This is a genomic window from Companilactobacillus halodurans, assembly GCF_009600985.1.
GTDB classification, from domain to species: domain Bacteria; phylum Bacillota; class Bacilli; order Lactobacillales; family Lactobacillaceae; genus Companilactobacillus; species Companilactobacillus halodurans.
Genome location: NZ_VDFP01000001.1, coordinates 44,820 through 70,558 on the forward strand (window position 1 = coordinate 44,820; position 25,739 = coordinate 70,558).

Annotated in this window: 20 protein-coding genes and 2 pseudogenes; 7 read left to right on the forward strand and 15 right to left on the reverse strand. The window is 34.9% G+C overall.

Features of this window, described 5'->3' with window-relative positions; all coding sequences use genetic code 11:
* Positions 1-11 precede the first annotated feature (11 nt).
* On the reverse strand, positions 12-1,937 hold the full coding sequence (locus tag FHL06_RS00230) for an acyltransferase family protein (protein WP_153384246.1): 1,926 nt from the start codon (positions 1,935-1,937) through the stop codon (positions 12-14).
* 12 nt (positions 1,938-1,949) lie between these two features.
* The gene (gene obgE, locus FHL06_RS00235) at positions 1,950-3,236 is read right to left on the reverse strand and encodes a GTPase ObgE (RefSeq protein WP_337692510.1); all 1,287 of its coding nucleotides are present in this window, start codon (positions 3,234-3,236) and stop codon (positions 1,950-1,952) included.
* Between the two features lie 195 nt (positions 3,237-3,431).
* Between obgE and FHL06_RS00240 the strand changes: the two genes are divergently transcribed.
* Genes FHL06_RS00240 through FHL06_RS00250 form a run of 3 tightly spaced genes read left to right on the forward strand, consistent with a single transcriptional unit; the run spans position 3,432 to position 7,073 of the window.
* Entirely contained in the window at positions 3,432-4,184 is a 753-nt protein-coding gene (locus FHL06_RS00240) for a DeoR family transcriptional regulator (protein WP_162000214.1), read from the forward strand.
* Positions 4,184-5,104, forward strand: a complete 921-nt coding sequence (gene pfkB / locus FHL06_RS00245; protein WP_162000215.1) for a 1-phosphofructokinase — start codon at positions 4,184-4,186, stop codon at positions 5,102-5,104. Before FHL06_RS00240 ends, pfkB begins: the two co-directional genes overlap by 1 nt.
* A 22-nt stretch (positions 5,105-5,126) precedes the next feature.
* Positions 5,127-7,073 (forward strand): PTS fructose transporter subunit IIABC, encoded by a 1,947-nt coding sequence (locus FHL06_RS00250; protein WP_153384249.1) that lies wholly within the window; start codon positions 5,127-5,129, stop codon positions 7,071-7,073.
* A 95-nt stretch (positions 7,074-7,168) separates the two neighbouring features.
* Here FHL06_RS00250 and FHL06_RS00255 read toward each other — a convergent pair whose 3' ends face one another.
* The 7 genes and pseudogenes from FHL06_RS00255 to FHL06_RS00270 form a co-directional block, all read right to left on the reverse strand.
* Positions 7,169-8,533, reverse strand: coding sequence for a PTS transporter subunit IIC (locus tag FHL06_RS00255; RefSeq protein WP_153384250.1), 1,365 nt, complete (start codon positions 8,531-8,533; stop codon positions 7,169-7,171).
* Positions 8,534-8,585: 52 nt separating this feature from the next.
* A complete protein-coding gene (locus FHL06_RS14575) occupies positions 8,586-9,026 on the reverse strand; it encodes a hypothetical protein (RefSeq protein WP_202879058.1) in 441 nt (146 codons plus the stop codon).
* 15 nt (positions 9,027-9,041) lie between these two features.
* The gene (locus FHL06_RS14580; protein ID WP_202879059.1) at positions 9,042-9,704 is read right to left on the reverse strand and encodes a hypothetical protein; all 663 of its coding nucleotides are present in this window, start codon (positions 9,702-9,704) and stop codon (positions 9,042-9,044) included.
* A gap of 96 nt (positions 9,705-9,800) precedes the next feature.
* Positions 9,801-9,959 (reverse strand): annotated as a pseudogene (locus FHL06_RS15065) (hypothetical protein); the annotation flags it as partial.
* On the reverse strand, positions 9,917-10,909 hold the full coding sequence (locus tag FHL06_RS14590; RefSeq protein WP_202879060.1) for a beta-galactosidase: 993 nt from the start codon (positions 10,907-10,909) through the stop codon (positions 9,917-9,919). The gene FHL06_RS14590 and the pseudogene FHL06_RS15065, both read right to left, overlap by 43 nt.
* Before the next feature lie 23 nt (positions 10,910-10,932).
* Positions 10,933-12,188 (reverse strand): annotated as a pseudogene (locus FHL06_RS15070) (oligosaccharide MFS transporter).
* Between the two features lie 109 nt (positions 12,189-12,297).
* Positions 12,298-13,212 carry an AraC family transcriptional regulator gene (locus FHL06_RS00270; RefSeq protein WP_153384251.1) on the reverse strand — a complete coding sequence of 305 codons (915 nt, stop codon included), beginning with the start codon at positions 13,210-13,212 and terminating at the stop codon, positions 12,298-12,300.
* A gap of 174 nt (positions 13,213-13,386) precedes the next feature.
* On the opposite strand from FHL06_RS00270, the gene FHL06_RS00275 reads away from it, so the two are divergent.
* Positions 13,387-16,689 carry a tetratricopeptide repeat protein gene (locus FHL06_RS00275; protein ID WP_153384252.1) on the forward strand — a complete coding sequence of 1,101 codons (3,303 nt, stop codon included), beginning with the start codon at positions 13,387-13,389 and terminating at the stop codon, positions 16,687-16,689.
* On the forward strand, positions 16,686-17,708 hold the full coding sequence (locus FHL06_RS00280) for an aldose epimerase family protein (RefSeq protein ID WP_153384253.1): 1,023 nt from the start codon (positions 16,686-16,688) through the stop codon (positions 17,706-17,708). The genes FHL06_RS00275 and FHL06_RS00280 overlap by 4 nt, the downstream gene beginning before the upstream one ends.
* 138 nt (positions 17,709-17,846) lie before the next feature.
* On the opposite strand, the gene map is transcribed toward FHL06_RS00280, so the two are convergent.
* Together map and uvrC are read right to left on the reverse strand one after the other, a co-directional pair.
* Positions 17,847-18,683, reverse strand: coding sequence for a type I methionyl aminopeptidase (map, locus tag FHL06_RS00285; RefSeq protein ID WP_153384254.1), 837 nt, complete (start codon positions 18,681-18,683; stop codon positions 17,847-17,849).
* Between the two features lie 15 nt (positions 18,684-18,698).
* Positions 18,699-20,516, reverse strand: a complete 1,818-nt coding sequence (gene uvrC / locus FHL06_RS00290) for an excinuclease ABC subunit UvrC (RefSeq protein WP_153384255.1) — start codon at positions 20,514-20,516, stop codon at positions 18,699-18,701.
* A 173-nt stretch (positions 20,517-20,689) separates the two neighbouring features.
* Here uvrC and FHL06_RS00295 point away from each other — a divergent pair, with 173 nt between their 5' ends.
* Positions 20,690-21,247 (forward strand): hypothetical protein, encoded by a 558-nt coding sequence (locus FHL06_RS00295; RefSeq protein ID WP_153384256.1) that lies wholly within the window; start codon positions 20,690-20,692, stop codon positions 21,245-21,247.
* Positions 21,248-21,395: 148 nt separating this feature from the next.
* On the forward strand, positions 21,396-21,551 hold the full coding sequence (locus FHL06_RS00300) for an SPJ_0845 family protein (protein ID WP_153384257.1): 156 nt from the start codon (positions 21,396-21,398) through the stop codon (positions 21,549-21,551).
* Positions 21,552-21,665: 114 nt separating this feature from the next.
* On the opposite strand, the gene FHL06_RS00305 is transcribed toward FHL06_RS00300, so the two are convergent.
* From FHL06_RS00305 to FHL06_RS00320, 4 genes are all read right to left on the reverse strand, one after another.
* Positions 21,666-22,073: a hypothetical protein gene (locus tag FHL06_RS00305; protein WP_153384258.1), complete on the reverse strand. Its 408-nt coding sequence runs from the start codon at positions 22,071-22,073 to the stop codon at positions 21,666-21,668.
* Positions 22,074-22,330: 257 nt separating this feature from the next.
* Entirely contained in the window at positions 22,331-23,035 is a 705-nt protein-coding gene (locus FHL06_RS00310) for an MgtC/SapB family protein (protein WP_153384259.1), read from the reverse strand.
* Between the two features lie 96 nt (positions 23,036-23,131).
* Positions 23,132-23,716 (reverse strand): PTS sugar transporter subunit IIA, encoded by a 585-nt coding sequence (locus FHL06_RS00315; RefSeq protein ID WP_153384260.1) that lies wholly within the window; start codon positions 23,714-23,716, stop codon positions 23,132-23,134.
* 98 nt (positions 23,717-23,814) lie between these two features.
* On the reverse strand, positions 23,815-25,737 hold the full coding sequence (locus FHL06_RS00320; RefSeq protein ID WP_153384261.1) for a fructose-specific PTS transporter subunit EIIC: 1,923 nt from the start codon (positions 25,735-25,737) through the stop codon (positions 23,815-23,817).
* Positions 25,738-25,739: the final 2 nt, after the last annotated feature.

The following is a 25,739-nucleotide window of genomic DNA, read 5'->3' on the forward strand; positions in this document are numbered from 1 at the left end:
AAAATCCTATTCTATTTTTTATCTATTGTTTTCAAAATTTCTTTAGCAACATATGAAGTGTAATACATTGAACCATCAGGATTTGGATGAACATTGTCATCATAGAACCAGTCTGTATGGTTTTCTGAATAACCATTCCAATCAATGACTGTTAAATTCTTATACTTCTTTTGTGCTTGGTCTAAGACACCATTAACAGTCTTTTCCCATGGTCTTGTTGGTACGTGAACATTAATCCAGTAAACATGACGTTTAGGTCCAACTAAATTCATAATCTGACCTAATTGTTGCATATTGAATGGTCCGTTAGTTCCCAAACCAATCATAACATTTTGAGCTAAGACGCCTTGATCTTTATAGTTTTGCAAAATATCCACACTGGCAGTTAATTGACGACTGACAGCAGCATCGACGATAACTTTCTTATCATCGAATAACTTCAAGAAATTATCTGAACCATCGGCCATAACAGAATCACCAACAGCTGTCATTGGGATATCCTTTAATCTTTGCAAGTCAATTTGCGTCAAGCCATATTTCTCGAAATCAGTATTGATAGGATGATCTTTTGCAGCCTTCTTATACTTAGCATAGTCTGCTGCAGACATCTTACCTGTTGAATTCTTTTGCTTCTTAGCTTTCTTCAAATTCTCAATTGCTCGTTGTTTCTTAGCTTTATTAGCTTTTTCATTCTTAGTAATCTTGTTAGCTAATTGGCTGTGGTTAACATTTGGCTTAGGAGTACTTACCGCTTTAACCACGCTATAACAACCAGTAATACTAATAACAGCTACTACTAAGGCAATAATTCTTTGCCAACCTGAAGAAATCTTAAAGAAGTTCTTTACATCGCTCCACTTAGCATGTGCTAGTGGTTGTTCAACAAATCTAAATGAAAATTCAGTTACTAAGAGAATCAAAATAACTTCGATTACAGGATAAAGCACTGGATGATCAGCGACATTCTTGAATTTTGATTCAAAGAATATCATTACTGGAAATTGATATAAATATAATCCATAACTTCTTGCACCTATATAGTGGAAGACGCGATTCGATAAAATATCATTCCAGAATGAATCAGGGTGAGCTACAACAGCAATGAAAATACATGTCGTAACTGAGAAAATAAACATTCCGCCACGATACAAGAATGGATCAGAATCTTTGATTGTAAAAATCATTAAAATCATTAAAGCAATCGACAATAAACCAACTATATTTAGCTTCCATTTATCGCTCTTATGCAAATTGCTCTTCAATTTTTCAGCTGGCCAAATCAGTGCCAAACCGCAACCTAAAAGAATTGAGAATAATCTCGTATCAGTTCCATAGTAAATTCTACTTGGGTCAACGCCTGGCTTAAATAACATTGCCATCCAAATTGCTGAAGCAATTGAAACTATTAGAGAAAAGCCAAAGATACGACTCTTCTTAACGTGAAACTTAGTAAATAAAATCAAAAGAATTGGCCAAATAATATAGAATTGACCTTCGATTGACAGTGTCCATAAGTGAACGAATGGCGATTCATTATTAGCGAATCTTTCAAAATAAGATTGACCATTAAAAATTTGCCACCAGTTATACACGTTCAAAACATTGGTTAACACTATCTGATCTAAATGATAGAGTAACCCCTTTAAAAATATAACGATATATGCCCCAGATGCTAGTAAAACAAACAGCATCCCAGGATATAGTCTCTTAATTCTCTTTACATAGAAATTACTTAATGAGAAGGAACCACCATAATCAACAGTATTGAAGAAATGATCTGTGATTAAATAACCCGATATCAGGAAGAAAATTGGCACTCCCAAATACCCGCCGGAAAAAACATTAGGATTCAGGTGATACATAATAACACCAATCACACCTAAGGTACGTAGTCCATCAAATCCAGTAATAAACCTTTTTTTCGGTGATTTATCCATTTTTTATTGCCCCTAAATAAATTCAAAAGTGAAATCAAGAATTGTTACTGAATCGCCTGATTCAGCACCAGCCTTGATCAGTGCATCTTCGATACCCATCGACTTGAGTTGACGAGCAAAACGCATAATTCCATCTTGATGATCCATATTGGTTCTTTGAAGAAGCGATTCAACTTTCTTACCCTTAACGATAAAGCTGTGTTCATATTCTGGATCTTTTTCAATCGTGAAGGCTTTTTCTTCAGGTTCATAGTTGTAATCCTTATTCTCCTGCGTTTGAACATCAAAATGAATTGGTTCTGCCTTAGATAATACTTCACTAGTATGATTCAATAATGCCTTTACACCAGTATGTTGAATACTTGAAATTGGGAAAATATCAACATCATCTGGCAATTGTTTCTTGAACTCATCTAGACGTTCTTGCGAACCAGGTACATCCAATTTAGTTGGTACGATGATTTCTGGACGTTTTAAGACATTTTCATCATAATTACCCAATTCTTTTCTAATAGCTTGGTAGTCTTCCATTGGATCACGACCACTATTAGGATCCATATCGACTAAGTGCAAAAGAACCCGAGTTCTCTCGACGTGTCGTAAGAATTGAATTCCCAAGCCAACGCCATTTGAGGCTCCTTCAATCAAACCTGGTAAATCGGCGATAACAAAATCGTTACCATTATCTAAACGAACCATCCCTAAATTAGGCGATAAGGTTGTAAAATGATAAGCCGCAATTTTAGGCTTAGCAGATGTTGCTACAGATAATAAGGTAGATTTACCAACAGATGGGAATCCAACCAAACCAACATCAGCAATCAATTTCAATTCAAGTTTGATATGTTTTTCTTGACCAGGTTCACCATTTTCTGCCAATTCAGGTGCTTGATTCTTAGACGTAGCAAAATGAATGTTGCCTCGTCCGCCATCGCCACCTTTAGCAACGACCAACTCTTGGTTATTTTCTGTTAAGTCACCAATTAAATGTCCATTATCAACATCATAAACAGAAGTTCCCGTTGGAACATTGATATAAACAGGATCAGCTTTGTGACCATACATTCCCTTAATTTGACCATTTTGGCCAGGATCGGCTTTAAATATTCTCTTATATCTAAAGTCCATTAGGGTATTCATCCCTTCGTTAGCCCTAAGGATGATATCGCCACCGCGACCACCATCACCACCAGAAGGTCCTCCAAGCGGTACATACTTCTCGTGACGAAAGGCTACAGCGCCATCGCCACCCTTTCCGGATCTAACGGTGATTTTAACGTTATCTACGAACATTAAAATCCCCCTTTCTAAACTATAATTATCATTTCTAAATTTTAGCACAAAAACAGCTTCCATAATACGTTGAACTGACATTGATTGTCCAGTAATTTATTAAATGGTCTATAATAATTGAAAGTTTTTGGAAGATTTTGGCATTTTATGATTGATTTTGACCGTTAATGGTTGTATTATATTTTTTGCGAGGTGATGAAAGTGCTTACTGAAGAACGACAACAAATTATCCTTGAACAACTAAAAATTCATAATATTGTCAAACTCCACGATTTAATTCCATTAACTGGTGCTTCTGAATCCACCTTGCGTCGTGATTTACAAGACTTAGAAAATTGTCATAAATTACTAAGGATTCACGGCGGTGCTCAAAACGTCATTTCTTTACATGAAGAACCTGCTTTATCGCAAAAAGCAGCCGTTCATATCAATGATAAAAAAATGATTGGCCAAACAGCTGCAAACTTGGTTAGAAATCATGAAGTGATTTTTTTGGACTCTGGTACAACCATCCAATTCATGATCCCTTATCTAATCGAGCACACAGACTTGTTAGTCATTACCAATAGTGTCGACAATGCTTCGATGTTAGCCGATTACAATGTGAGCACATTTCTTCCTGGGGGAAAGTTAAAGTCATCTACTAAGGCTTTGGTTGGAGCAAACATTATTCAAACTTTGGAAAATTACCATTTTGACCGTGCTTTTATAGGTACGAATGGTTTTTCAGTGGATGCTGGCTATACAACGCCAGATCCAGAAGAAGCTGCTATAAAAAGTTTAGCGATTGCGCAGTCAAACCAATCTTATATATTGTCTGATAGTTCCAAGTTTTCGCAAGTCAGTTTTAGTCGTTTTGCTACTTTAGATGAGGTTCCATTAATAACTAACCGACTATCGGATAAAGAAAATGCTGTTTTAAGTAAATATACCAAGATAACGGAGGCAATATAGTGATTTACACAATAACAGTCAATCCTTCAATCGATTACGTTTTACAATTGAAGAATTTAAATACCGGACAAGTAAATCGGACTTCAAACGATGTCAAGCTTCCCGGCGGTAAAGGAATCAATGTTTCAAGAATTCTAAAAGAATTACAAATTGATTCAACTGCACTCGGCTTTGTTGGCGGTGCAACTGGTTCAATGTTTGAAAGTTTACTTTCAAAACACGACCTCAAGACTTCTTTCACTCAAGTTAAAGAAGATACACGTATCAACGTTAAGATCAATGCTACTGATCAAAACGAAGAAACAGAAATCAACGGTGCTGGTCCAGCTATCAGTTCTGATGAAAAACAAAGTTTTCTAGATAATCTTAAAGATATCGGTAAGGGCGATGTTGTGATTATGTCTGGAAGCCTTTGCAAAAATTTGGATTCTAAATTTTATTTGGATATCGCTGAAATGATTCAAAAACAAGGTGCTGACTTTGTGATTGACACTACTGGTCAAGCTCTTCTTGACACTTTGCCATTGCATCCATTAGTGGTTAAGCCAAATCACCATGAACTAGCTGAATTATTCAATGTTACATTTAAAAATAATCAAGAAATTATTACTTACGCCAGAAAGCTTTTGGAAAAAGGTGCTAAACATGTGCTTATTTCCATGGCTGGCGACGGTGCATTACTAGTTACAAAGGATAAAGCTTATAAAGCCAATGCCCCTAAGGGTACAGTCATTAACTCTGTTGGTGCCGGTGATTCTATGATTGCTGGTTTTGCAGGAACATTTATGGAAACAAATGATCCTATTGAAAGTTTCCATATTGGTGCTGCTTGTGGTTCTGCAACTGCCTTCAGTCAAGATATCGCCATTAAATCAAAAATTGACGAAGTTTATAAGAATATTTCAATTACAGAAGTTTAATAACTAAGGGAGACTTTTAAGAATGGATTTAAAACAACTATTATTAAAAGACGCCATGATTATGGACTTGAAAGCTACTAACAAAGAGGATGCCATTGAAGAAATGGTTGATAAGTACTATCAAGTCGGCGTCATTGATGATAAAGAATTATATAAATCAGATATTTTAAAACGTGAAGCGCAAACTAGTACTGGTATCGGTGATGGTATTGCTATGCCCCACGCTCGTGATAAGGCCGTTAAACGTGCTACTGTCTTATTTGCTAAGAGTGCCAAGGGAATTGACTATAAGTCACTTGATGGCCAACCTGCTTACTTGTTCTTCATGATTGCTGCTCCAGATGGTGCAGATAATCTTCACTTGCAAGCTCTTGCTGCTCTTTCTTCACTTTTGATCAATCCAGAACTCGTTAAGAATTTAAAAGCTGCTAAAACAGCTGACGAAGTTCAAGAATTGTTCGATAAAGCTATGAAGGAAAAAGAAGCTAAAGACAAAGCTGACGAAGAAAAGGAAAAGGCTAAAGAAGCTGCTGCCGCAAAGGCTGCTGCTAGTGACAATGACAAGCCTTATGTTGTCGCCGTTACTGCTTGTCCTACAGGTATCGCCCACACATACATGGCTGAAGCTGCTTTGAAAGAACAAGCTGAAAAAATGGGTGTTGACATCAAAGTTGAAACTAACGGTTCTGAAGGTGTCAAACATCAATTAACTTCTGCCGATATCGATCGTGCTTCTGGTGTTATCATTGCTGCCGACAAAAAAGTCGATATGCCAAGATTTAATGGCAAGCGCTTAGTTAGTCGTCCCGTTAGTGATGGTATCAACAAAGCTGAAGAATTGATCAACTTAGCCGTTGAAGATAAAGCTCCTGTCTTCCACTCAGAAGGTGGCGAAGAAGAAGAAAGTAGCGACTCCGGAGAAAAGAGATCGCTTTGGTCAAGAATTTACGCCGACTTAATGAATGGTATTTCTAATATGCTTCCATTCGTTGTTGGTGGTGGTATTTTAATGGCTATTTCCTTCCTATTGGAAAACTCTGTTGGTGCTAAGTCCCAATGGTTCTTGTTCTTCAATAACGTTGGTAATTATGCCTTTAGTTTCTTGATTCCTGTTTTAGCCGCTTATATTGCCGTTTCAATCGGTGATCGTCCTGCTCTACTACCTGGTTTCGTTGGTGGTTATATGGCATCTCAAGCTACTGCTTCAGTTGTTTCATCAAAGAGTCCTGCCGGATTTATCGGTGGTCTACTAGCTGGTTTTATCGCTGGTTGGATTATCGTTGCTTTAAAGAAATGGCTTAAAGTTATGCCTAAGTCATTGGATGGTTTGAAGACAATTCTAATCTATCCAGTTCTAGGATTGCTTTTAACTGGTGCCGTTATGTACTTCATGGTCGACCCAATCTTTGCGGTCGTTAACCACGCTATCACTGCTTTCCTTGAATCAATGGGTACTGGTAATGCTGTTGTTCTAGGCGCATTGCTCGGTGGTATGATGTCTATCGATATGGGTGGTCCTTTCAACAAGGCTGCTTACACATTCGCTATTGGTACCTTTACTGCAACTCAAGATGGTGCTTTGATGGCTGCCGTCATGGTTGGTGGTATGGTTCCACCTCTAGCTATTGCGATTGCTACAACTTTTTGGAAGAACAAGTTTACTGAACAAGAAAGACAAGCTGGTTTATCTAACTACATCTTAGGTCTTTCATTTATTACCGAAGGTGCTATTCCATTTGCCGCTGGAGATCCATTGCACGTTATCGTATCAAGTGTTATCGGTTCAGCTATCGGTGGTGGTTTGACACAACTCTGGGGCGTTAACGTTCCTGCTCCTCACGGTGGTATCTTCGTTACTCCATTAGCTAACAAGCCTTTGCTTTACTTAGTTGCCGTTATTATCGGTGCTATAATTTCAGGTGTTATCTATGGTGTTTGGAAGCCTGCTAAAAAAGAAGCAAATAAATAATTAAATTAACCAAAAAGGTTTCAAGTTGAGATTAATCTCTCACCTTGGAACCTTTTTTACTATTAATATAATAAATAGAAACTATTTGGCATCTTTTAAGAAGACTTTGAAATATATCGAGTATTACGTTTTTTCATTTGTTCTTGATACCAATAAAATAGCAACAAATAAATCACAAGTGAAATCACTGTTATTAGAATATATTTAACATTACCTTTTGAAGATTTACCGATCATAATTGCTAATATTTGTTCTATAGGTCCCTCTTTAGTTGCTGAACCTATTAAACCAATGCTTGTATTTGAAGTTAATAGAATATTTTTAAACATTGAAGTAATGAATGGTGCACTTAACGTTGCTGACCAAAGAAAAATTGGAATTTCAACTACTCCTATTACAATCATTCTCAAAACTTTTCCACGAGTAACAACTAATAAAGATGGCGTTATTCCCATAGCAATCAAGCCACCTAAAGGTAAAATATGATTCCCTGGTAAAATAAATGATTCAATAATGAGACAAGGTGCTAGAATATTAGCAACTGTCCAAACTTCTGGCCTACTGGATAAAAACGCCCAATCTAGGCCAATAAAACGTATTTGACCACCAGCTTTTTTGTTCAATTTGTCACTCAAAACTTGAATAATGGGATTCAGTGATGACGTTAACCAAGAACCAATAACATTGAAGAGCTCCAAAAAAGCACCTAAAAGAAACGCTAATCCTAAAGTATCTTTTATTGTAATTTTACCCACTATTCCAATGAGTATACCCACGAAGAAACCAGTGGCAAATTTTGAACCCCAAAACCCGACAATTTTATTTAATTTAGCCGAATCAAAATTAATTTTATCAATATTAGGAATGGTCCAAGAACATATCTCATTTAAAAGGAAAACTATTGGATTCATTAAATAATTCATATGAGTCGATGTCATTGGACTATTTTGATTATTCATTAAATCATCGAAAGTTGGTTTCATTAAATCAGAATTTTTTAACTTTAAAATCCCTAAACCCATAACAAAAATTAAACTTAATATAATGTTTGCACCCATATATACGGTTAATAAACCTACAAAAGATAAATGCCACATATCGAATATATCAATATCTAGCGTTTCTGTATAATGATAATGTAACATTGTTAAATTAACTACCATCATTAACGATAAAACTATCAAATTATAGATTGAACTCCATGTAATAATTGCAGCGGGAGTCCATCCCAAGTCGATGATATTTAATTTTAACGATGTTCTTTCAATTACTTTAGCGATGTCGTTATTATAAGTTCGCATTAATACGACAACTAACGTGGATGTTGCCATAATTGAAATAATGAACTTTGTAAGACTTTCAATCACTTTAGTAAATGAGGTCTTATTAATTGTTAAAACAACTGCTATGACTAAACATACTAGTGCTAGTCCATTTCCATACATTAAAAAATTATTCATCAGATTCTCCTAATAAAAAGACTGAGGAAATTAAGTTCCTCAGTCTTATTTTTTAAACTTTAAATTCATAAACTGGTTCAAGCTTAATTTCTTCAAGGTTGATTATTTCACCTGAATCAACTTCACTTCTAGCAGCCATAGGTGAATCACTTTTTATTTCTTGATCTTTTCTAATTGGAGTAATAGAAATATAAATCTTTTCATCGTGTCCAACATTCACATTATGACGCAAACCAATTTCCCAAGTTCTGCCATTCGAATAATTATCATTAATCAACTTATCTCGATAAAATGCATAGCCAATATCACCTTGATAATCAATCTTTAGTCGTAAATCTTTGATGGATTTTTTTATAAGGGCATTCGTATCAACACTTAATAGAACCTTGCCATCACTAATATATTCTTCACTAAATGAAGGTTTGATTTTAGCAGTCGTTAACGTATAGTCCGTTGTTAATTGATTTTTCGATTTGAGTGTTAATTTACTCAACAATTCATCTGAAATCTAACCATTGATAACTTTAATCTTAATTTCGTTATCTGAGCTCTCAAATCTCAAACCATTATTATCTACTAATAATTGAGCCGATGATAAAATCACATTATCACGCTCACCATAATTGAATTTCCAAAAATTCAAACTTTGTTCGTTAGTCAAAGTATATAAATCGATTTGTTCGTCATTTAAATCAGTTAAAGTAACCTTTGTTATTTCCGAACTTTCAGGATGAACAATAACCGAACCGTTTACCTTGTTGATAGTCCCTTTAGAAATTTGAATATCCTTAATCGTATCTTCATCAAAAACATATTCAGGCTTCATGCCACGTGGTTGATAGAAAAAGTAAGCTTCTTTATTTCCCCCTACTTTGGTGATTAATTGAACAGTTGCAGTTTTGAGGAGTATATTCTTAATATTTAAATTAAATGGCAAAATACAACTTTCTTCTTTATCTAAATCAAAGCCACCATTATAAGGGATTCTCAAGTTCTCATTATCTAGCTCTAAATCAATAGATTCATTTTTCTTATCTTCATTTTCAACGTGATCTTGGTAATTATTAATGAAAACAAACCCGGACCCATCATTTTGTCTAACCGAATATCTTAATTTATTAGTATCTTCTGGTTTGATATCTTGAGCTCCGTTAGGTAAAACGGTTTCCATCTTGCAAAATTGATTTTCAAAAGTCGTGAAAAAATAATGTTGACGTTTGAGCCGATAATATGAAGGTCTAGCTTGACCAAATTCTCCTAACGGTGCTTGATAATCATAACTAATTTTTGGTGTCGCATTTTCGTTAAGATATGGTGTTTTAAGCCCCAGTGGATTGGAACCACCATGAAAGACATAATAACCAACAAAATTACAGCCACTGGCTATTTTACATTGGTCATAGCATCGACGCTTTGATATGGCAATTTAAAACGATAGCTGTAAAATACCGTCATACCACCACCCATTTCACAGGCTGCATAAGGTATTTTCTTAGGATCATATTGCGGATCAAAATTATAGGTTGGATAACGATAATCACGATATATATATTCTGGTGTAGCAGGATGTTTTTTGATAGTTTTATCATAAAAAATCCAAGGCCAAAATGCATAGCCACCCCATAATGGCAGGACAGTATCGGTATGGGCAACGGCACCACCCCAACCAGTTCCAGTATAAATTGGAGCAATCATACCGGCATCTTGAGCTAATTTTTTCAAAGTTTTAATGTGTTCATTGCCATCTGAACCAGAAGGAATCCATTCTCCACTAGTACCTGTAGTTATTTCCCAAGCGGCACCAGCATGTTGAAACTCATTTTCCAATTGAATTCCAATAATTGGTCCACCATCTTTAAAAAATAATCCATGAACTTGTTTCCCAATTTCATCATATAACTTTTTAACATATCCTAAATATCTCTTATCATTAGAACGAGTTACTAACGGCTCTGCATAAAGCCAATCAGGGAAACCACCATTTCTAGCTTCACCATGGTCCCAAGGACCAATTCTCAAAATGACATCAATCGAATGTTTCTTACATAATAGGATAAACCTACGTAAATCCTTATTACCCGTCCAATCAAAATGTCCTTTGATTTCCTCATGATGATTCCAAATTACATAAGTAGGAACAATATTGATACCAGCCATTTTCATTTTTATTAATTCGTCTTCCCATTCATCGCAATTATACCGACTAAAATGAAATTCACCACAGATTCCAAAGAATGGATGATTATTTCGAACCATATAATGATTAGTAAAACTAAATTCATCACCCTGAGGATCTTTACCATGCAATTGTGGTAAAGCTGGTTGAATATCACTTTTTTGATTTCTTAAGTCTATCGAATGTTCAAAAATCTTCATTATTTATATTCTCCTTTTTTTAATTATGCCGTTGCTTGTTCACCCTCAGCAAATTTATTTCCGTAATTAAGAGCTTTCTTATCACCCGTTAATAATTTGCTGGATATTAATGTGAAGACGCACGCAAGTAGACCAATAATCACATACGTTTGAGAAAATCCAATCGAAGCATAGAATTTACCAAATAATGGCGAAAGAATAATTGACATTGCTGAACTAGTAAACAAGCACCCTAAATAAACAGATGATGATAAACGTAAATCAAAATTCAATGAAATATACTTGAATTGAGCAACCAAGAATAGTGGTTTTTCAAACGAGTGGATACATTTCATAGCACCTATCCAAAGTGGTCCCCATTGAAAAGAAGAACCCACGATTCTAATCGACATAATAGTACCTGCCAACAACAAAGTTCTCTTAGCACCTAATTTCTTGCAAACAACTGGAGCAACAGCTAAAAAGATAGCTTCAAAAATGTCTGGATGGATCCCAAATCACCGAACCACTTATTGCCAGCTGCTGCTGAAGAAAATTGTTGAACAAAATAAGTTCCAAATTGTTGATCATAAACATCATAAATTGAACCAACGCCAATCATAAAAATCAATAAAAAGATAAATTTCTTATTTTTAACAAGTCCAAAAGTATCTTTTAATTTGACTGAATCGGCTTTTTCTTTTTCTTCTGCTGAAAGATCAATTCTAGTTGATGCTAAAGCGATCATAGCTAACAAACTAGCACCTGAAGCAAGCCAAAAAGTAATATTAGGATCAATATTAATAATTCTTCCGGCTAAAAATGTAGCTGCGGCCCAACCAAATGAACCAAACATTCTACATCTTCCATATTCAAAACCATACTTTCTAGAAATTTTATCCATGAATGAATCGATTGCACCATAACCTGCATTAAATACAAATCCTAAATACAAACCACCAATGATAGCACCTACCCAAAAGGCACTCTTTAACAAAGGACCATATACATAAATAAAGAATGGTCCAATTGGTAGCAAAATTAAGAGAATCCCCAATAGCAAATTCTTTTTCAAGCCGATTTTATCCGACACATAACCAAAAAGTGGTTGCATCACTAAAGCCATAAAAGAATTTGCAGAGTACAAAATCCCCGTCTGCGTACTACCTATTCCCATTACTTGACCTAACCAAATAACGAAGAATGACATTGCAGCTGACCATGCAAATAAGTAAAAGAAACTAACTGCACTAACGGCAATATAATTACGTTTACGTACATCAAGTTTAAGCAATTTCAAACAACTCCCTTGTTCTATTATTTCGTAGACCTACTTTTGAATTCACCAAAATAATATATTGAAATCGCTTACATAAAAATAGACATTTTCACTAAAAAGATGGACTATTTTACACGCCAGTCGTATGACTCGTACTAGAATGATACGTTTTCCGAAAATTTACTGGAGAAATTTTATAAACTTTTTTAAAAGCTCTTGAAAAATAATATGGATCTGAATAGCCAAGCCCTTGAGCAATTTGTTGAACTGATAAATTAGTATTCTGTAAATAATGACTAGCCTGTTTAATTTTAACTGACGTTATGAATTCATTTACTCCCATATCCAAATTTTTCTTAAAAATCCTGCTTAAATAACTAACTGACACTCCTAAATAATTAGTCAATTTCCTTAATGTAATTCGTTGATCTAAATGATCATAAATATACTGAATTGCTTTTGTAAGATGCTCATTTCCCATATTCTTTTTCTCACCAGGTAGTTTTGAATGCATATTCATGTATGCCAATAAAGTACCCAATATTTGTGAATCATAAAAAACTGCTTCAAAAGAAAAACCTGAAGTTAAAGCTTGTATCATCTGCCAGAATAAGGACATGAGATAATTAATGTCATCTTCAGAGATTTCTTTTGAATATCTAAAAGTATTTTTTGCCTTTGCTGGAATAGACAAATACTCATGTACTAATTTCCCAGAGAAATGAACCCAAAATATATCCCAAGGGTATTTTTCTGAAGCAAAATAAGTATGTTCCACATCTGGAGGCATTATAATAATTGAACCTCTTGACATTGGCCATTTTTGAGTTTGTGATTCAACTGTACCCTCTCCACTAGTACAAAAAATCATAACCCACTCGTTAGCCCCAAGTGGACGATGAACATAATGGTACTTAGCTCTTGGGTAAAAACCTAAATCAGTTATATATAAATCTTTAATAATAGAAGAGTAATCAAATTGTCTCAGTATTTCATTTGGCAAAACAAATAAGTACTCATTAGCAAATCCCTCTAATTTATGCATACATATCCTCCTCAATTTATTATTTTCATTTCCAATATACCATGAATAGCTTTAACAGTAAGTAGTAATCAAATATAGTGTAAGATTATCCATCTTTAGTGAGTAACTTTGCATTTAAAGTAAACGGTTTCAGTAATAATATATCTTTAGAAAAAGCAAAGGAGATAATTGCTGATGGATACTGTTAAAAGTACAAATAATTTAAAAGTTACTGTAACTGAAAAAAACATTACTATTCCAACTTATAAAACTGGAAAGCCTGAAAAAAACCCCATGTTTTTAGAAAATCGTGCCTATCAAGGTAGTAGTGGAAAGGTTTACCCTTATCCAGTAACAGAAAAGATTGAAGACACTAAAGAAGACAAAGTTTATACTGCTGTCATTTTGGAAAATAAGTATGTTCAAGTTACCTTCTTACCTGAATTAGGTGGTCGAATTCAAAGAATGCTAGACAAAACTAATAACTATGATTTTGTTTACTTTAATCATGTTATAAAACCAGCTCTTGTTGGTTTAGCAGGTCCTTGGATTTCAGGGGGAATTGAATTTAACTGGCCACAGCATCACCGTCCAGACACATACTTACCAATCAATTATCAAATTAAAAGTAATTCTGATGGCTCAAAAACCGTTTGGATGAGCGACGTTGATCGGATGTATGGCACCAAAGTAGTTGTTGGATTCACACTTTTCAAAGACAAATCTTACTTAAAGCTTGAAGAATCATTTTCTAATCCAACTGAATTACCACAAACTTTCCTTTGGTGGGCAAACCCCGCTGTTCCAGTCAATAAAAATACTCAATCGATTTTCCCACCTGATGTACATGCTGTTTTTGATCACGGGAAAAGAGCCGTTTCAACTTTTCCTATCGCAACTGGAGAGTATTATAAAATGGATTACTCTTCCGGAGTAGACATCTCTAGATACAAAAACATCCCTGTTCCAACTTCTTACATGGCGGCCCACTCCAATTATGATTTTCTCGGAAACTATGACTATAAAAAAAGAGCTGGACTATTACATGTAGCTGACCATCACACATCACCTGGAAAAAAGCAGTGGACTTGGGGTAACGGTAATTTCGGTAAAGCTTGGGATCATCAATTAACTGACAATGACGGACCTTATATTGAATTAATGGTTGGTACTTTTACTGATAATCAACCAGACTTTACTTGGCTACAACCTCACGAACAAAAAAATTCAACCGAGTATTTTATGCCCTATCGAAATGTAGGTGCTGTAAAAAATGCCACGATTAATGCTGCAATTAATCTGACAAAGAATGATAATCACTTAATGATTTCTGCATATACAACCTCGGAATATAAGAATGCACATCTTGAATTAAAAAAAGACCAGCAAATCATCAAAATTATCAATTTAGATATTGCACCCGATAAGCCTTTTACAACTGAATTGTCAGAGATTAATTATCCAATTGATAAATTAAATTTGAGCCTTTTCGATAATAATAATGAATTGCTAGTTAAATATTTGCCAAAAGAAAAGAAAATCGAAAAAATCCCTGACCCTGCTAAAAAAATACCTATTCCAAAAGACATAAAAAGTAATGATGAACTGTTCTTTGCTGGTCAACATTTGGAACAATATCGTCATGCAAGTTTTCAACCAAAAGATTATTACTTGGAAGGTCTCAAACGAGATCCATACGATGAACGTATCAATGATGCCTATGGACTTCTTCTATTCCGGAATGGACTATTTAAGAAAAGTGAAATGTATTTTAAAAATGCCATCAAACGCTCTAACGAACACAATACTAATCCCGTCTCCGGATCGCCCATGTATCACCTGGGATTGAGTCTGGTCAAGCAAGGTCAATTCAAGGAAGCTTACGCTGATTTCTATAAAGCCACTTGGTCAGAGAATACTAAGTCTATTAGTTTCTTTGAAATGGCTAAATTAAAGCTTCGACAAAAAGATTATCAAAAAGCTCTTAGCTTTATTCAACAAGCCTTAAACGACAATTATCGTGATACCACTAATAGTTTTCTTCAAGCTCACGTATTAAACCTATTAGGTAAATCTCAAACTGCTCAAAAAATTATTGAAAAAAGTTTAGAAATCGATCCTTTAAATTTAGGATTATTGTATGAGGCAGTTTCAATCAATCCAAACAATCAAAAAAATACTGAATTACTTTCTAAATCAAGCACTAAATTAAACGATGTTTTAACTTTGGCCTCATTGCTTATTGAAGCTGGCCAATATCAAGATTCAATTAATGTCTTAAATCTATCTAAATCAAAAAATCCTCTAAAAGAATATTATTTAGCTTATATTTTTGATTTATTGAATCAAAAAGAAACTGCTCTAAAACACGCTCAAACAGGTGCTAATTTATCACCAAACTATGTTTTCCCTAATAATCTATTTGATATTTTAGTTTTACAAAAAATCATTAAATTGAATCCTCAAGATGGCTTAGCCAATTATTATCTGGGTAATCTCCACTATGACCGAAAAAATTATGACCTAGCTCAAGAATATTGGGAAAAATGTACTCAATTAAATCCAAATTATTCGATGGCCTATCGTAATTTGGCAATCAAATATTTTAATAAAGACAATAATCCTGATAAAGCTTTATCGTCCTTAGAAAAAGCTTTCAAATTAGACCCCAATAATACCCGTTTAGTTTTTGAATTAGATACTCTATATGAAAAAATGAATCTTTCTTTAAACGATCGTTTGAAATTCTTAATTTCAAATGAAAGATTAGTTGAAGAAAGAGATGACAGTTACATTCAACTAATAACCTTGTTAAATGACACTGGAAAATATCAAGAAGCCTACAAAAAAATCATGGCACATAACTTTCATCCCTGGGAAGGAGGAGAAGGTAAAGTAAGCACTCAATATAAATATTCCTTAGTTGAATTGGCTAAAATTGATCTTAAAGAAAAGCATCCTTTAAAAGCAATTGAAAAATTGACCAAAGCATTGACCTATCCAGAAAATATTGGCGAAGGTAAGCTAGTTACTCTTCACGAAAATATTGTTACATATTATTTGGGCCTGGCGTATAAATTGATAAATGATTCCCAAAATGCTAACTTTTACCTCACTGATGCTACAAAAGGTATTAATGAACCAACCAATATGCTGTATTACAATGATGAACCAGCAGATGCTATTTACTATCAAGGTTTAGCTTGGGAGCAACTTGGAAAGCCTGAAAGGGCTGTAGCAAAATATCACAAACTAATTACTTATGGTGAAAAACATCTCTTTGATAAAATAACTGCCGATTACTTTGCCGTATCTTTACCTGACTCACTTTTATTCGATGAAAATCCTCAAAACAAAAATAGTATTAACTGCTATTACCTGATGGGCTTAGGATATTTAGGATTAAATCAAACTACTACTGCCAAAAAAATGTTTGCTAAAATTGACGCTTTAACAAATCACTTCCAAGAAATCAAGCATATTAAAAATAACTTATGATAAAAACCTCTAAAGTTCAGTACTCAAAAAATCAGTACGAAATTACATTACAAAACAACAACGGCATGATAGTTAAACTTCTGAATTATGGAGCAACACTTGAAAAAATATTGGTTCCTACCGAAAATGGCGAATTAGTCGATTTAATTTTAAGTCTGGATAAACCAGAAGACTATAGCAAAGAGCGAAATTTTCTGGGTGGAACAATTGGGCGAGTTATCGGTAGAATCAAGTCAGGTATTTGGCAAAAAAACTCTTCAAAAACCTATCATTTGGAATTGAATGAAAACAATATTACTCATTCACATGGTGGTACCAAGGGATTGGATACTAGGAATTTTAAATTTGAACTAAAGCAATCGGCTACAAAATGCAGTGCTAGTTTTTACTATTTAGATAAAGCTTTCACTAATAATTATCCTGGCAATTTAAATATAAAAGTAAAATACCTTTTAAATGACCAAGATACACTCTTTTATTCCGTTTCGGCTTTTACTGATGAGACAACCCTTTGCAACATAGGCAATCATGTATATTTTTGCTTAGATGGACCTAAGACAACTGTTGAAAATAACTTTTTAAAAATAAATGCTGATAAATATTTGCAATTGGACAAAAATCATATTCCCTTTGGCAAACCCAAAAAAGTTCTTAATAATTGTTTTGATTTTCGAAAAGCAAACACTATCAAACAAGCTCTGGATTCATCTGATTATCAGATTAAGAATGAAAACGGACTGAATCATCCCTTCATTTTGAACCAAAAATTAGCACCTGCAATTAAGCTTTACTCTTCAAACAAAAAGAGATCAATGACTCTAAGAACGACCGCTCCAAGTATTGTCGTCTACACCGGAAATCATTTTAATTGCACTGGCATTACTCATAATTTCAAGAAGTATGCGGGAATTGCTTTGGAAACACAAATACCTCCAAGCGCCGAAAATCATTTACAATCCATCACTCTTGAACCAAATGAACTTTATCTAACCAAAACTTCTTGGAGCTTTAAATATTGATTTGAACTAAAAAAAAGAAATCACTTTTAATTTGAAGTGGTTTCTTTTTTCGATAATGATAAAAAATTATGAATTTTTAGTGTTGAATAAAAATTGAAAACTAGCTACGTTATGTCTTGGCATTAATCAAAAGTTCAATTAAGCTTGTTTGTGTTCTTTTAAATATTTACGAGCCCAAGTTAAGTACTTTTCATCTTCAGCAGCGTCTTGAGAGGTCAAAATCTTGGGACCATCTTCGGTAATTGCTAAAGTATGTTCATATTGAGCTGACCATGAGCCATCAGCACTAGCATAATAGATCCAATCATCGTTTGGGTCTTTAAGTGAGCGGTCAACGATTTCCCAAGTACCCTCATTAATCATAGGTTCGATGGTAATTGTCATACCATTCTTTAAACGCAAGCCTTTGCCTGGTTCACCATAATGCAAGACATCAGGCTCTTCATGCATTGTAGGTCCAATTCCATGTCCACAGAGCTCTCTAACATCTCCATAGCCATGTTCGTCTTCTGTATAATGTTGAATGGCATATCCGATATCGCCTAAACGTTTGCCTTCAACGCTTTGGGCGATTCCAAGGTAAAGTGATTTCTTAGTTACTTCCATTAAATCAGATGTTTCTTGAGTAACGGAACCGACACCATAACTCCAACAAGAGTCGCTTTCATAACCTTTATAGTTAACAGTCATATCGACTTTAACTACATCGCCTTCTTCAAGAATTAAATCTTTTCTGGGTGTACCGTGAGCAACTTCATCATTGACATCGACACAGGTAGCATATTTATAGCCTTCAAAGCCCTTTTCTGAAGGAGTTGCACCGTGACTCTCGATATAGTCATTAGCAAATTCTTCAATTGAATAAGCTGAAATTCCTGGCTTAATCATGTCGCGAAGTCCCAAATGAACTCCAGCCAAGATTTTACCAGATTCGCGCATCCCTTCGATTTCTCTTTCTGATTTTAATGTAATCATCTAAATCCCCCAATATTAACCTTTATAGTATTTTTTATGAAAATTCGTACTTGCTAACGTAATTTTAATTGTCTGAGCAGTCGTCTTAGGAATTCCCAAGTCAGTAAATTGCTCGATAGAAGCTTCTTTCATCTTCTTAACTGAGCCAAAATTCTTCAACAATTTAGTTCTAGTTTTTGGACCAACGCCTTGAATACTGTCTAAACGTGACGAAAGAGCATTCTTACTCCGAGTCTTACGCTGGAAAGTAATCGCAAAGCGGTGAACTTCATCTTGTATTCGTTGCAATAAATAAAATCCCTGACTCTTACGGTCTAATGGTACAAAAACTCCATCTTCGCCAGTAATCAAATGCGATGTATTATGGTGATCATCTTTGACCATCCCTGCAACTGGAATATCGATTCCTAATTCGTTGACTAAGACATCCATTACCGCACGCAATTCAATGATACCACCATCCATGAGAATTAAATCTGGCAGTGAACCATTTTCCTTAATCAATCTCGAATACCGCCGATAAATCACCTCACGTGTATTTGCCGCTTCATCAGCACCCGATTGGTGTTCAACCTCGCCTTTAATCTTATATTTTCGATAGCCGCTCTTTTGAGGACGACCATCTTGGAACATAACCATGGCTGAAACTGGATTTGTTCCTTGAATGTGTGAATGGTCAAAGGATTCAATGATGTGCCCATAAGGCAAATCTAGCGCATCAAAAATCTGCTTCTGAGCTCCATAGGTCTGGCGATTGTCCAATTCCATCAAGCGAAACTTTTCTTGTAAGACTAATTTAGAATTTTCAGCTGCCATATCCATTAAATCCTTTTTTTGGCCTCTTTGAGGCGTTCTAAAAGGAATATTTAACACTTGAGATAAAGTATCTTTATCCAAGTTATCAGGCACGAGAATCTCTTTTGGCAGGACCTGATTGCGTCGATTATAAAATTGAAGAATAAAAGTTGATAATTCTTCTTCTGGACTGTTGATACAAGCAAAAACCCTTTTTTCACGTTTCATCAAACGCGCTTGACGAATAAAGAAGATTTGAATTGAAATCCAACCTTTTTCGACATAATAATTAAAAATATCTCGAGGCGTACTGTCATTAGAAATAATTTTTTGCTTCTCAACTGTCGTCTCAATATATTTGATTTGGTCACGCAATTCAGCGGCACGTTCAAATTCCATTTTGGCAGAAGCCTTTTCCATTCGGTCCTCTAATTGACCCTTGACTTCAGCAACATTGCCACCGAGAAATTTCTTGATTTTTTCAATTTGAGCATCGTATTTTTCTTTGGGAACAGTTTTGAAACAAGCACCGAGACACTGCCCCATATGATAATACAAACAAGGTCGACCTAAATTCCCCTGACATCTGCGTAGAGGATAAACCTTTTGCAAAAAATTCAAGGTATTAGAGGCTGCCCAAACGTTTGGATAAGGTCCAAAATAGTAGGCTCCGTCTTTTTTGATCAGGCCAGTAATTTCCATCTTGGGATCTCGTTCATTGGTTATCTTGATATATGGGTAACCAGTGCCTCGTTTTAATTTAATATTATAATATGGCTGATGTTTTTGAATCAGTGTGATTTCAAGCAAAAATGCTTCTTTATCATTAGAAGTAATAATCGTTTCAAAATCGCGAATTTCTGAAACCAAACGAGCAGTCTTTCCTTCATGGGAACTTTTGAAGTATGATCTCACACGATTTCTGAGATTTTTAGCCTTTCCAACGTAAATTATCTTCGAGTTGATGTCCTTCATTAAATAGCAACCCGGACGTGGAGGTAACAGGCTTAATTTATGTTCAAGATATTGTGTCGCCATTGAATACCCCTCCCTCTTAGTTCGAACTTATCCTATATTAAGGTAATCTTGATAATTGTCAAATTAACTGCTACTTAATTATACCAATTTATAGTAAAACCGCTTTCTTGCCAATGATTTTTATTTATTTTAAAATAATGATGTCAAAATTGTTTTTTAAAGGAGGATTTTTTATGAGTAAGAAGTACATTGCAAATATTGTACCTTTGAATGATGAATTTATCGGCACCAAAGCTCATGGCAAAGCAGAATTTGAGGAAACTGACGACGAACTGAAGATTAAAATCGAAATGTTCGATACCCCTGCCAATACTCAACACTGGGAGCATTTTCACGGCTTCCCTGATGGCAATGATGCTCAAATTGCAACCATGGATCAAGACAAAAATCATGATGGTCTAGTCGATCTCCCTGAAACAGAAAGTGTTTCTGGTACCACCATGGTTCCTTTCGACAATGCTCCACATCATATGAATGTTCCAAATGACAATTACCCAGTCTCTGACGCTGATGGCCACTTTGAATATGAAATCACTGTTCCTTTAAAAGAGCTACAAGCTAAATTTAAAGAAGTCTTTGGCAGCGACGACTTAGAATTAGACAAACGTGTTATTTATATTCACGGCGTTGCTAAAGATTTGAAATTACCTGACACAGTTGCCGGTGTTGTTGGTAAATATGATACTCACGTAACGCTACCTATTGCCACTGGCAAAATTGAATTAGCTTAATTAGCTTTTTGATTACTATTTAATGACAAAATGACAATTCCCTAACATTTAGTTCAGGGAATTGTCATTTTTAAAAAAAGGAACTATAATGTATTTAAGAATAAAGAAGAAATTTAAAGATTAGAAAACTTGAAAGGGGCTGATACCGATGGGCCTAACAGTGAAACGTGAAAGCAATTTTGGCAGTTTATTTGATAAATTTGCCTCTCTTCCCGATGATGTAAAAGAAAACGAAAAACGCGTAGATGCTGCAGATAAGAAAAAAGCTGCAACAGATAAAAAGAATCTAAAAGATAAAAAATAAAACTTCTCTTGTTTTGATGTCACTTTCTATAAGTGAATGCCATTTATTTTACTATTTCTTTAACAGAGAATTCCTTTAAGAAAAGACCTAGGACAATTTGCCCTAGGTCTTTTTTTAAACAATACCATTATTATCACTACGATTATTATTTTTTGTTTGAATAAAATCGGCTGAAACAACTGGTCGACTAACATCTCGTCCCTTTTCATTAACATAACTATCTGTTGACATTACACGCCCGTAAAATTTAACAGGATCATTTTCCTGTAAATCAACGTCCCCACGCGCGAAGCTAGATAAATTATATTTTAACTTGATAGTCCTCGACTTATCATTTCCATCTAACGCAATTAATAAGTATTTATGTGCCGAATCAAAATTCTTAATATGTCCAACTTGATAAATCTTCGTTCCATAATACAAGTCAGTATTTGAATACAAATTATCAAATGATACATACGAGTACTCTTTACGCTCTTTATTAAATTCTGAAACTGTTTTTTGCTTGGACCTGTTAGCCATGGCAATTTTAGTTTCCTGAATACTACCGGCAATTTCATCCCTCGGAGTAAGTAAACCGATAATTAACAATAAAAAAAGGCATAAAAAGACAATTAAGACCCTGGTCGGTAAATGTCTTATCATTTAATTCCCCCAATAATTTAAAGATATCAAAGCTCAAATGTAAATACAATCAATTTAAGCCATTTAAAAATTTAAATATCTTTTTATAAAAATTCCCAATAAAAAATACTCTCGAGTAACTCGGGAATATTTTTTTAAACATTAATAGTTTCTACTTTAATGATATTATCGTTCATTGACAACCCCTCGACAATATCGACGTAATCTAAACTCTTACCAAAATCGATCGAGTAAACATTAGTATAGACCTTGATATTATCACGATTCATTACGCTAAAGCGAACACCTTCAACCGTGATATTATTTTTTTGAAAGAAATCATCAATAAATTTCTTCGTATCAACTTTATGCTTATATTCAATCTTTAACTTTCGAACTGGACTAATCCGGATAATTTTCTTCAAGAATCCTAAAACCGCATAAACGACAATAAATCCAGCAATAGCAATGATATAGTCGCCCATTCCAATGGCTAAGCCTAAACAGGCAACGACCCATAAACTGGCTGCTGTAGTAAGTCCTCGAATCGAATGGTGTTCAACGATAATCGTACCAGCACCAAGAAAGCCAATACCACTGATGACTTGCGCAATCAAACGAGCATCATCAGCCCGTAAGACATTTTTTAATTGTGGATATTGTTGAGCAACTTGTAAAGCGTTGAATCCAATATTCTTTTGAATCATTGCGACGATACAAGCTCCTAAGCACACTAGAATATGGGTTCTCAAACCAGCTGGTCGATGCTTATAGGCTCGATCTAAACCAATTATTCCGGCAAACAGAACTGATAATAACAACCTAATTACTACTGTAAGAACATCTAATTGACCTTGCAAATAAACCCCTCCAATGTTCTACATAGCTGATACTATACAGTATATCATTATCGACTTAATTCTTTGGTAAAAGTAACAAAAAAGTTTAAATTTCACCTAAGAAAATAGCCTAAGAACTGCCTCAGATGACTTTGCCTGTTTAAGCGACTTCAAAAAATCCTTTTTTAGCATCAAACGAGCTAAAGTCGACATATAAGGAACGTGTTGATAATCCTTTTCTGGATCAGGTATTAACAAACTAACTACCACGTCAACTTTTTCACCCTGTGCCCAAACGATTGGGTTTTTGAGCTTAAGAATAATCGCACGTAACTTGGAAATTGACGAATCCATTGCATGAGGCATGACGACTCCTCCACCCATTTGCGTCGAAGCCTGGTTTTCTCTCATAATCAATTTTCCGTAAAGTGCTTCAGAATCAATTTTTGAATCAGTTTCATGGGCAAATTTAGCAATATACTTCAATAATTCAATTTTTGATGAAGCATCGACGTCTAAAATAATATCGCTTGCAACCAAAACTTTTGAGAAATCACTCATCTTATCAACTCGAGGCCGATTATTTGGCACATTATTATCATTAGTAACGATGACAACAGTTCTTTTTGGAGCATCATCTGAATTCGGTGATTTTTTAAAATGATTCTTAATCCTTTGCCAAAGCGATGTTTTTTCTGTCATTAATCTTCACCTCTTAATTCAATGATACATTTTTTTATATGATAATGCTTTCAAAACAAAAAAACTGCCATTTCTGACAGTCCTTTTAATTACTTTATTTATTCTTGAAATAGATTCAAAATTTCATCTTTAGTCTTAGCTTTTCTTAATGAATCAACGAATTCACTATGCATCAATAGCTTAGAAGTACTTGAAAGATATTCTAGGTGACTATCGCCACTATCTTCATCAGGTATCAAGAATGAAATTACGATATCAACTGGTTGATTATCAAAAGTCTTCCAGTCAATGGGCTTCTTTAATTTAGCAATCAACATAGCTGAGTTCTTGATTGTCTTATCTTGAGCATGTGGAATGGCAATGCCTTTCTCCATCCCAGTTGAACTTTCTTTTTCACGAGCTAAATATTTTTGATAAACAGCTTTTGTATCAGTAGCATAGCCCAACTTCTTTGAGAAATCAGCCAAATATTGTAATAATTCGTCGCGTGACGCAACATCGACATCTAAGGCAATATTATTTTTATTCAAAATTTCACTTAAATCAGCACTGGAACTATTCGAAGAACTAGTTTGTTCAGCAGGTTCTTCATCAACTGAAACTTCACCAGCACTTGTTACGAGTGCATCATGTTTACTTTGACGTCCAGCGATGATTGAGAGTAAGAATCCTGATACTAAAGCACCGATTACAATCCAAAGAACCCAAAGGAATGGTTTATTTACTAATGGCAAAACAATGAAACCACCATGAGGTGCTGGAACAGAAATTCTAGTTACATAACTTAAAATAGCTGCAATCGATGAACCAATCATAAATGATGGTAAATTCAACAAAGGATTCTTTGCGGCAAAAGGAATAGCCCCTTCAGTAATGTGAGTCGATCCTAGTAAGAAATTAACATATCCAGCACTACGTTCCTTAGCTGTATAAGCTTTTTTATTGAACAAAACAGCAAATCCAGTAGCTAGTGGTGGTGCAATACATGCAGCTGAAACACCGGCCATGAAGAAATAATTACCTTGAGCAAGCAAAGCAGTACCTGTTAAATAAGCAGCCTTATTGATTGGACCACCCATATCGGCAGCACACATGATTCCGACGATCAATCCTAAAAGAATTGGACTAGAATTTTCCATACTCTTTAGAAATGACATCATACCTTGGTTTAAATCTTTCATAGGTACTGACATGTACCACATGATTGTTCCGGAAATCAAAACTCCCAAAACTGGGAAGATGAAAATTGATTTCAATCCATCAAGAGACTTTGGAATCCCTTTGAATAATTTCGCTAATAATACGGCAACATATCCGGCTAAGAAACCACCTAAAATGCCACCTAAAAATCCAGTTCCGTTAGTATAAGCAATCATCCCAGTAACAAAACCAATGACCAACCCAGTTCTCTTACCGATAGCCTCAGCAATATAAGCACAAAGAACAGGTACCATCAAGTTCATGGCGAAACCGCCAACAGTATTCAACAAGGCAGCGATAGAATTATATTCGGCACTCTTAGGGTCAGCAGAATTAATACCCCAGAAGAATGATACAGCAGTCAAAACACCACCAGCGACAACTAATGGCAACATGTGCGAAACACCATTCATCAGATAAACATAAAGTTTATGCCAAAATGTCCCTGTCAATTCAGCTTCTTCAGAACTGCTTTCTTTTGCGGAACCAGCACTATGATAGACTGGAACATTTTTATCATTTAAAATTTTATCAATTAATTCATCTGGTTCTTTCATACCTTTTGTTACTGAAACATTGACCAAGCGCTTGCCGTCAAAACGATCAATATCAACATCCTTATCAGCGGCAATAATAACACCATCAGCTTGATCTATTTCTGATTGACTAAGTGCATGTTCAACACCAGATTGTCCGTGAGTCTCGACCTTAATAGTAATCCCCTTTTTCTTAGCGGATTCTTCTAAGGCTTCTTGAGCCATATAAGTATGAGCAATTCCAGTTGGACAGCCTGTCGCTGCAATAATCTGATACTTTGCCATAT

What these genes read in the sequence shown, in the direction of transcription:
- uvrC (WP_153384255.1), bottom strand. Translation starts at nt 20,516, where the DNA reads ATGGCGACACAATATCTTGAACATAAATTAAGCCTGTTACCTCCACGT.
- FHL06_RS00320 (WP_153384261.1), bottom strand. Translation starts at nt 25,737, where the DNA reads ATGGCAAAGTATCAGATTATTGCAGCGACAGGCTGTCCAACTGGAATT.
- FHL06_RS00295 (WP_153384256.1), top strand. Translation starts at nt 20,690, where the DNA reads ATGAGTAAGAAGTACATTGCAAATATTGTACCTTTGAATGATGAATTT.
- FHL06_RS00305 (WP_153384258.1), bottom strand. Translation starts at nt 22,073, where the DNA reads ATGGCTAACAGGTCCAAGCAAAAAACAGTTTCAGAATTTAATAAAGAG.
- FHL06_RS00270 (WP_153384251.1), bottom strand. Translation starts at nt 13,212, where the DNA reads ATGCATAAATTAGAGGGATTTGCTAATGAGTACTTATTTGTTTTGCCA.
- map (WP_153384254.1), bottom strand. Translation starts at nt 18,683, where the DNA reads ATGATTACATTAAAATCAGAAAGAGAAATCGAAGGGATGCGCGAATCT.
- FHL06_RS00230 (WP_153384246.1), bottom strand. Translation starts at nt 1,937, where the DNA reads ATGGATAAATCACCGAAAAAAAGGTTTATTACTGGATTTGATGGACTA.
- FHL06_RS14580 (WP_202879059.1), bottom strand. Translation starts at nt 9,704, where the DNA reads ATGGAAACCGTTTTACCTAACGGAGCTCAAGATATCAAACCAGAAGAT.
- FHL06_RS00250 (WP_153384249.1), top strand. Translation starts at nt 5,127, where the DNA reads ATGGATTTAAAACAACTATTATTAAAAGACGCCATGATTATGGACTTG.
- FHL06_RS00315 (WP_153384260.1), bottom strand. Translation starts at nt 23,716, where the DNA reads ATGACAGAAAAAACATCGCTTTGGCAAAGGATTAAGAATCATTTTAAA.
- FHL06_RS00300 (WP_153384257.1), top strand. Translation starts at nt 21,396, where the DNA reads ATGGGCCTAACAGTGAAACGTGAAAGCAATTTTGGCAGTTTATTTGAT.
- FHL06_RS14590 (WP_202879060.1), bottom strand. Translation starts at nt 10,909, where the DNA reads ATGAAGATTTTTGAACATTCGATAGACTTAAGAAATCAAAAAAGTGAT.
- FHL06_RS00275 (WP_153384252.1), top strand. Translation starts at nt 13,387, where the DNA reads ATGGATACTGTTAAAAGTACAAATAATTTAAAAGTTACTGTAACTGAA.
- FHL06_RS00280 (WP_153384253.1), top strand. Translation starts at nt 16,686, where the DNA reads ATGATAAAAACCTCTAAAGTTCAGTACTCAAAAAATCAGTACGAAATT.
- FHL06_RS00255 (WP_153384250.1), bottom strand. Translation starts at nt 8,533, where the DNA reads ATGAATAATTTTTTAATGTATGGAAATGGACTAGCACTAGTATGTTTA.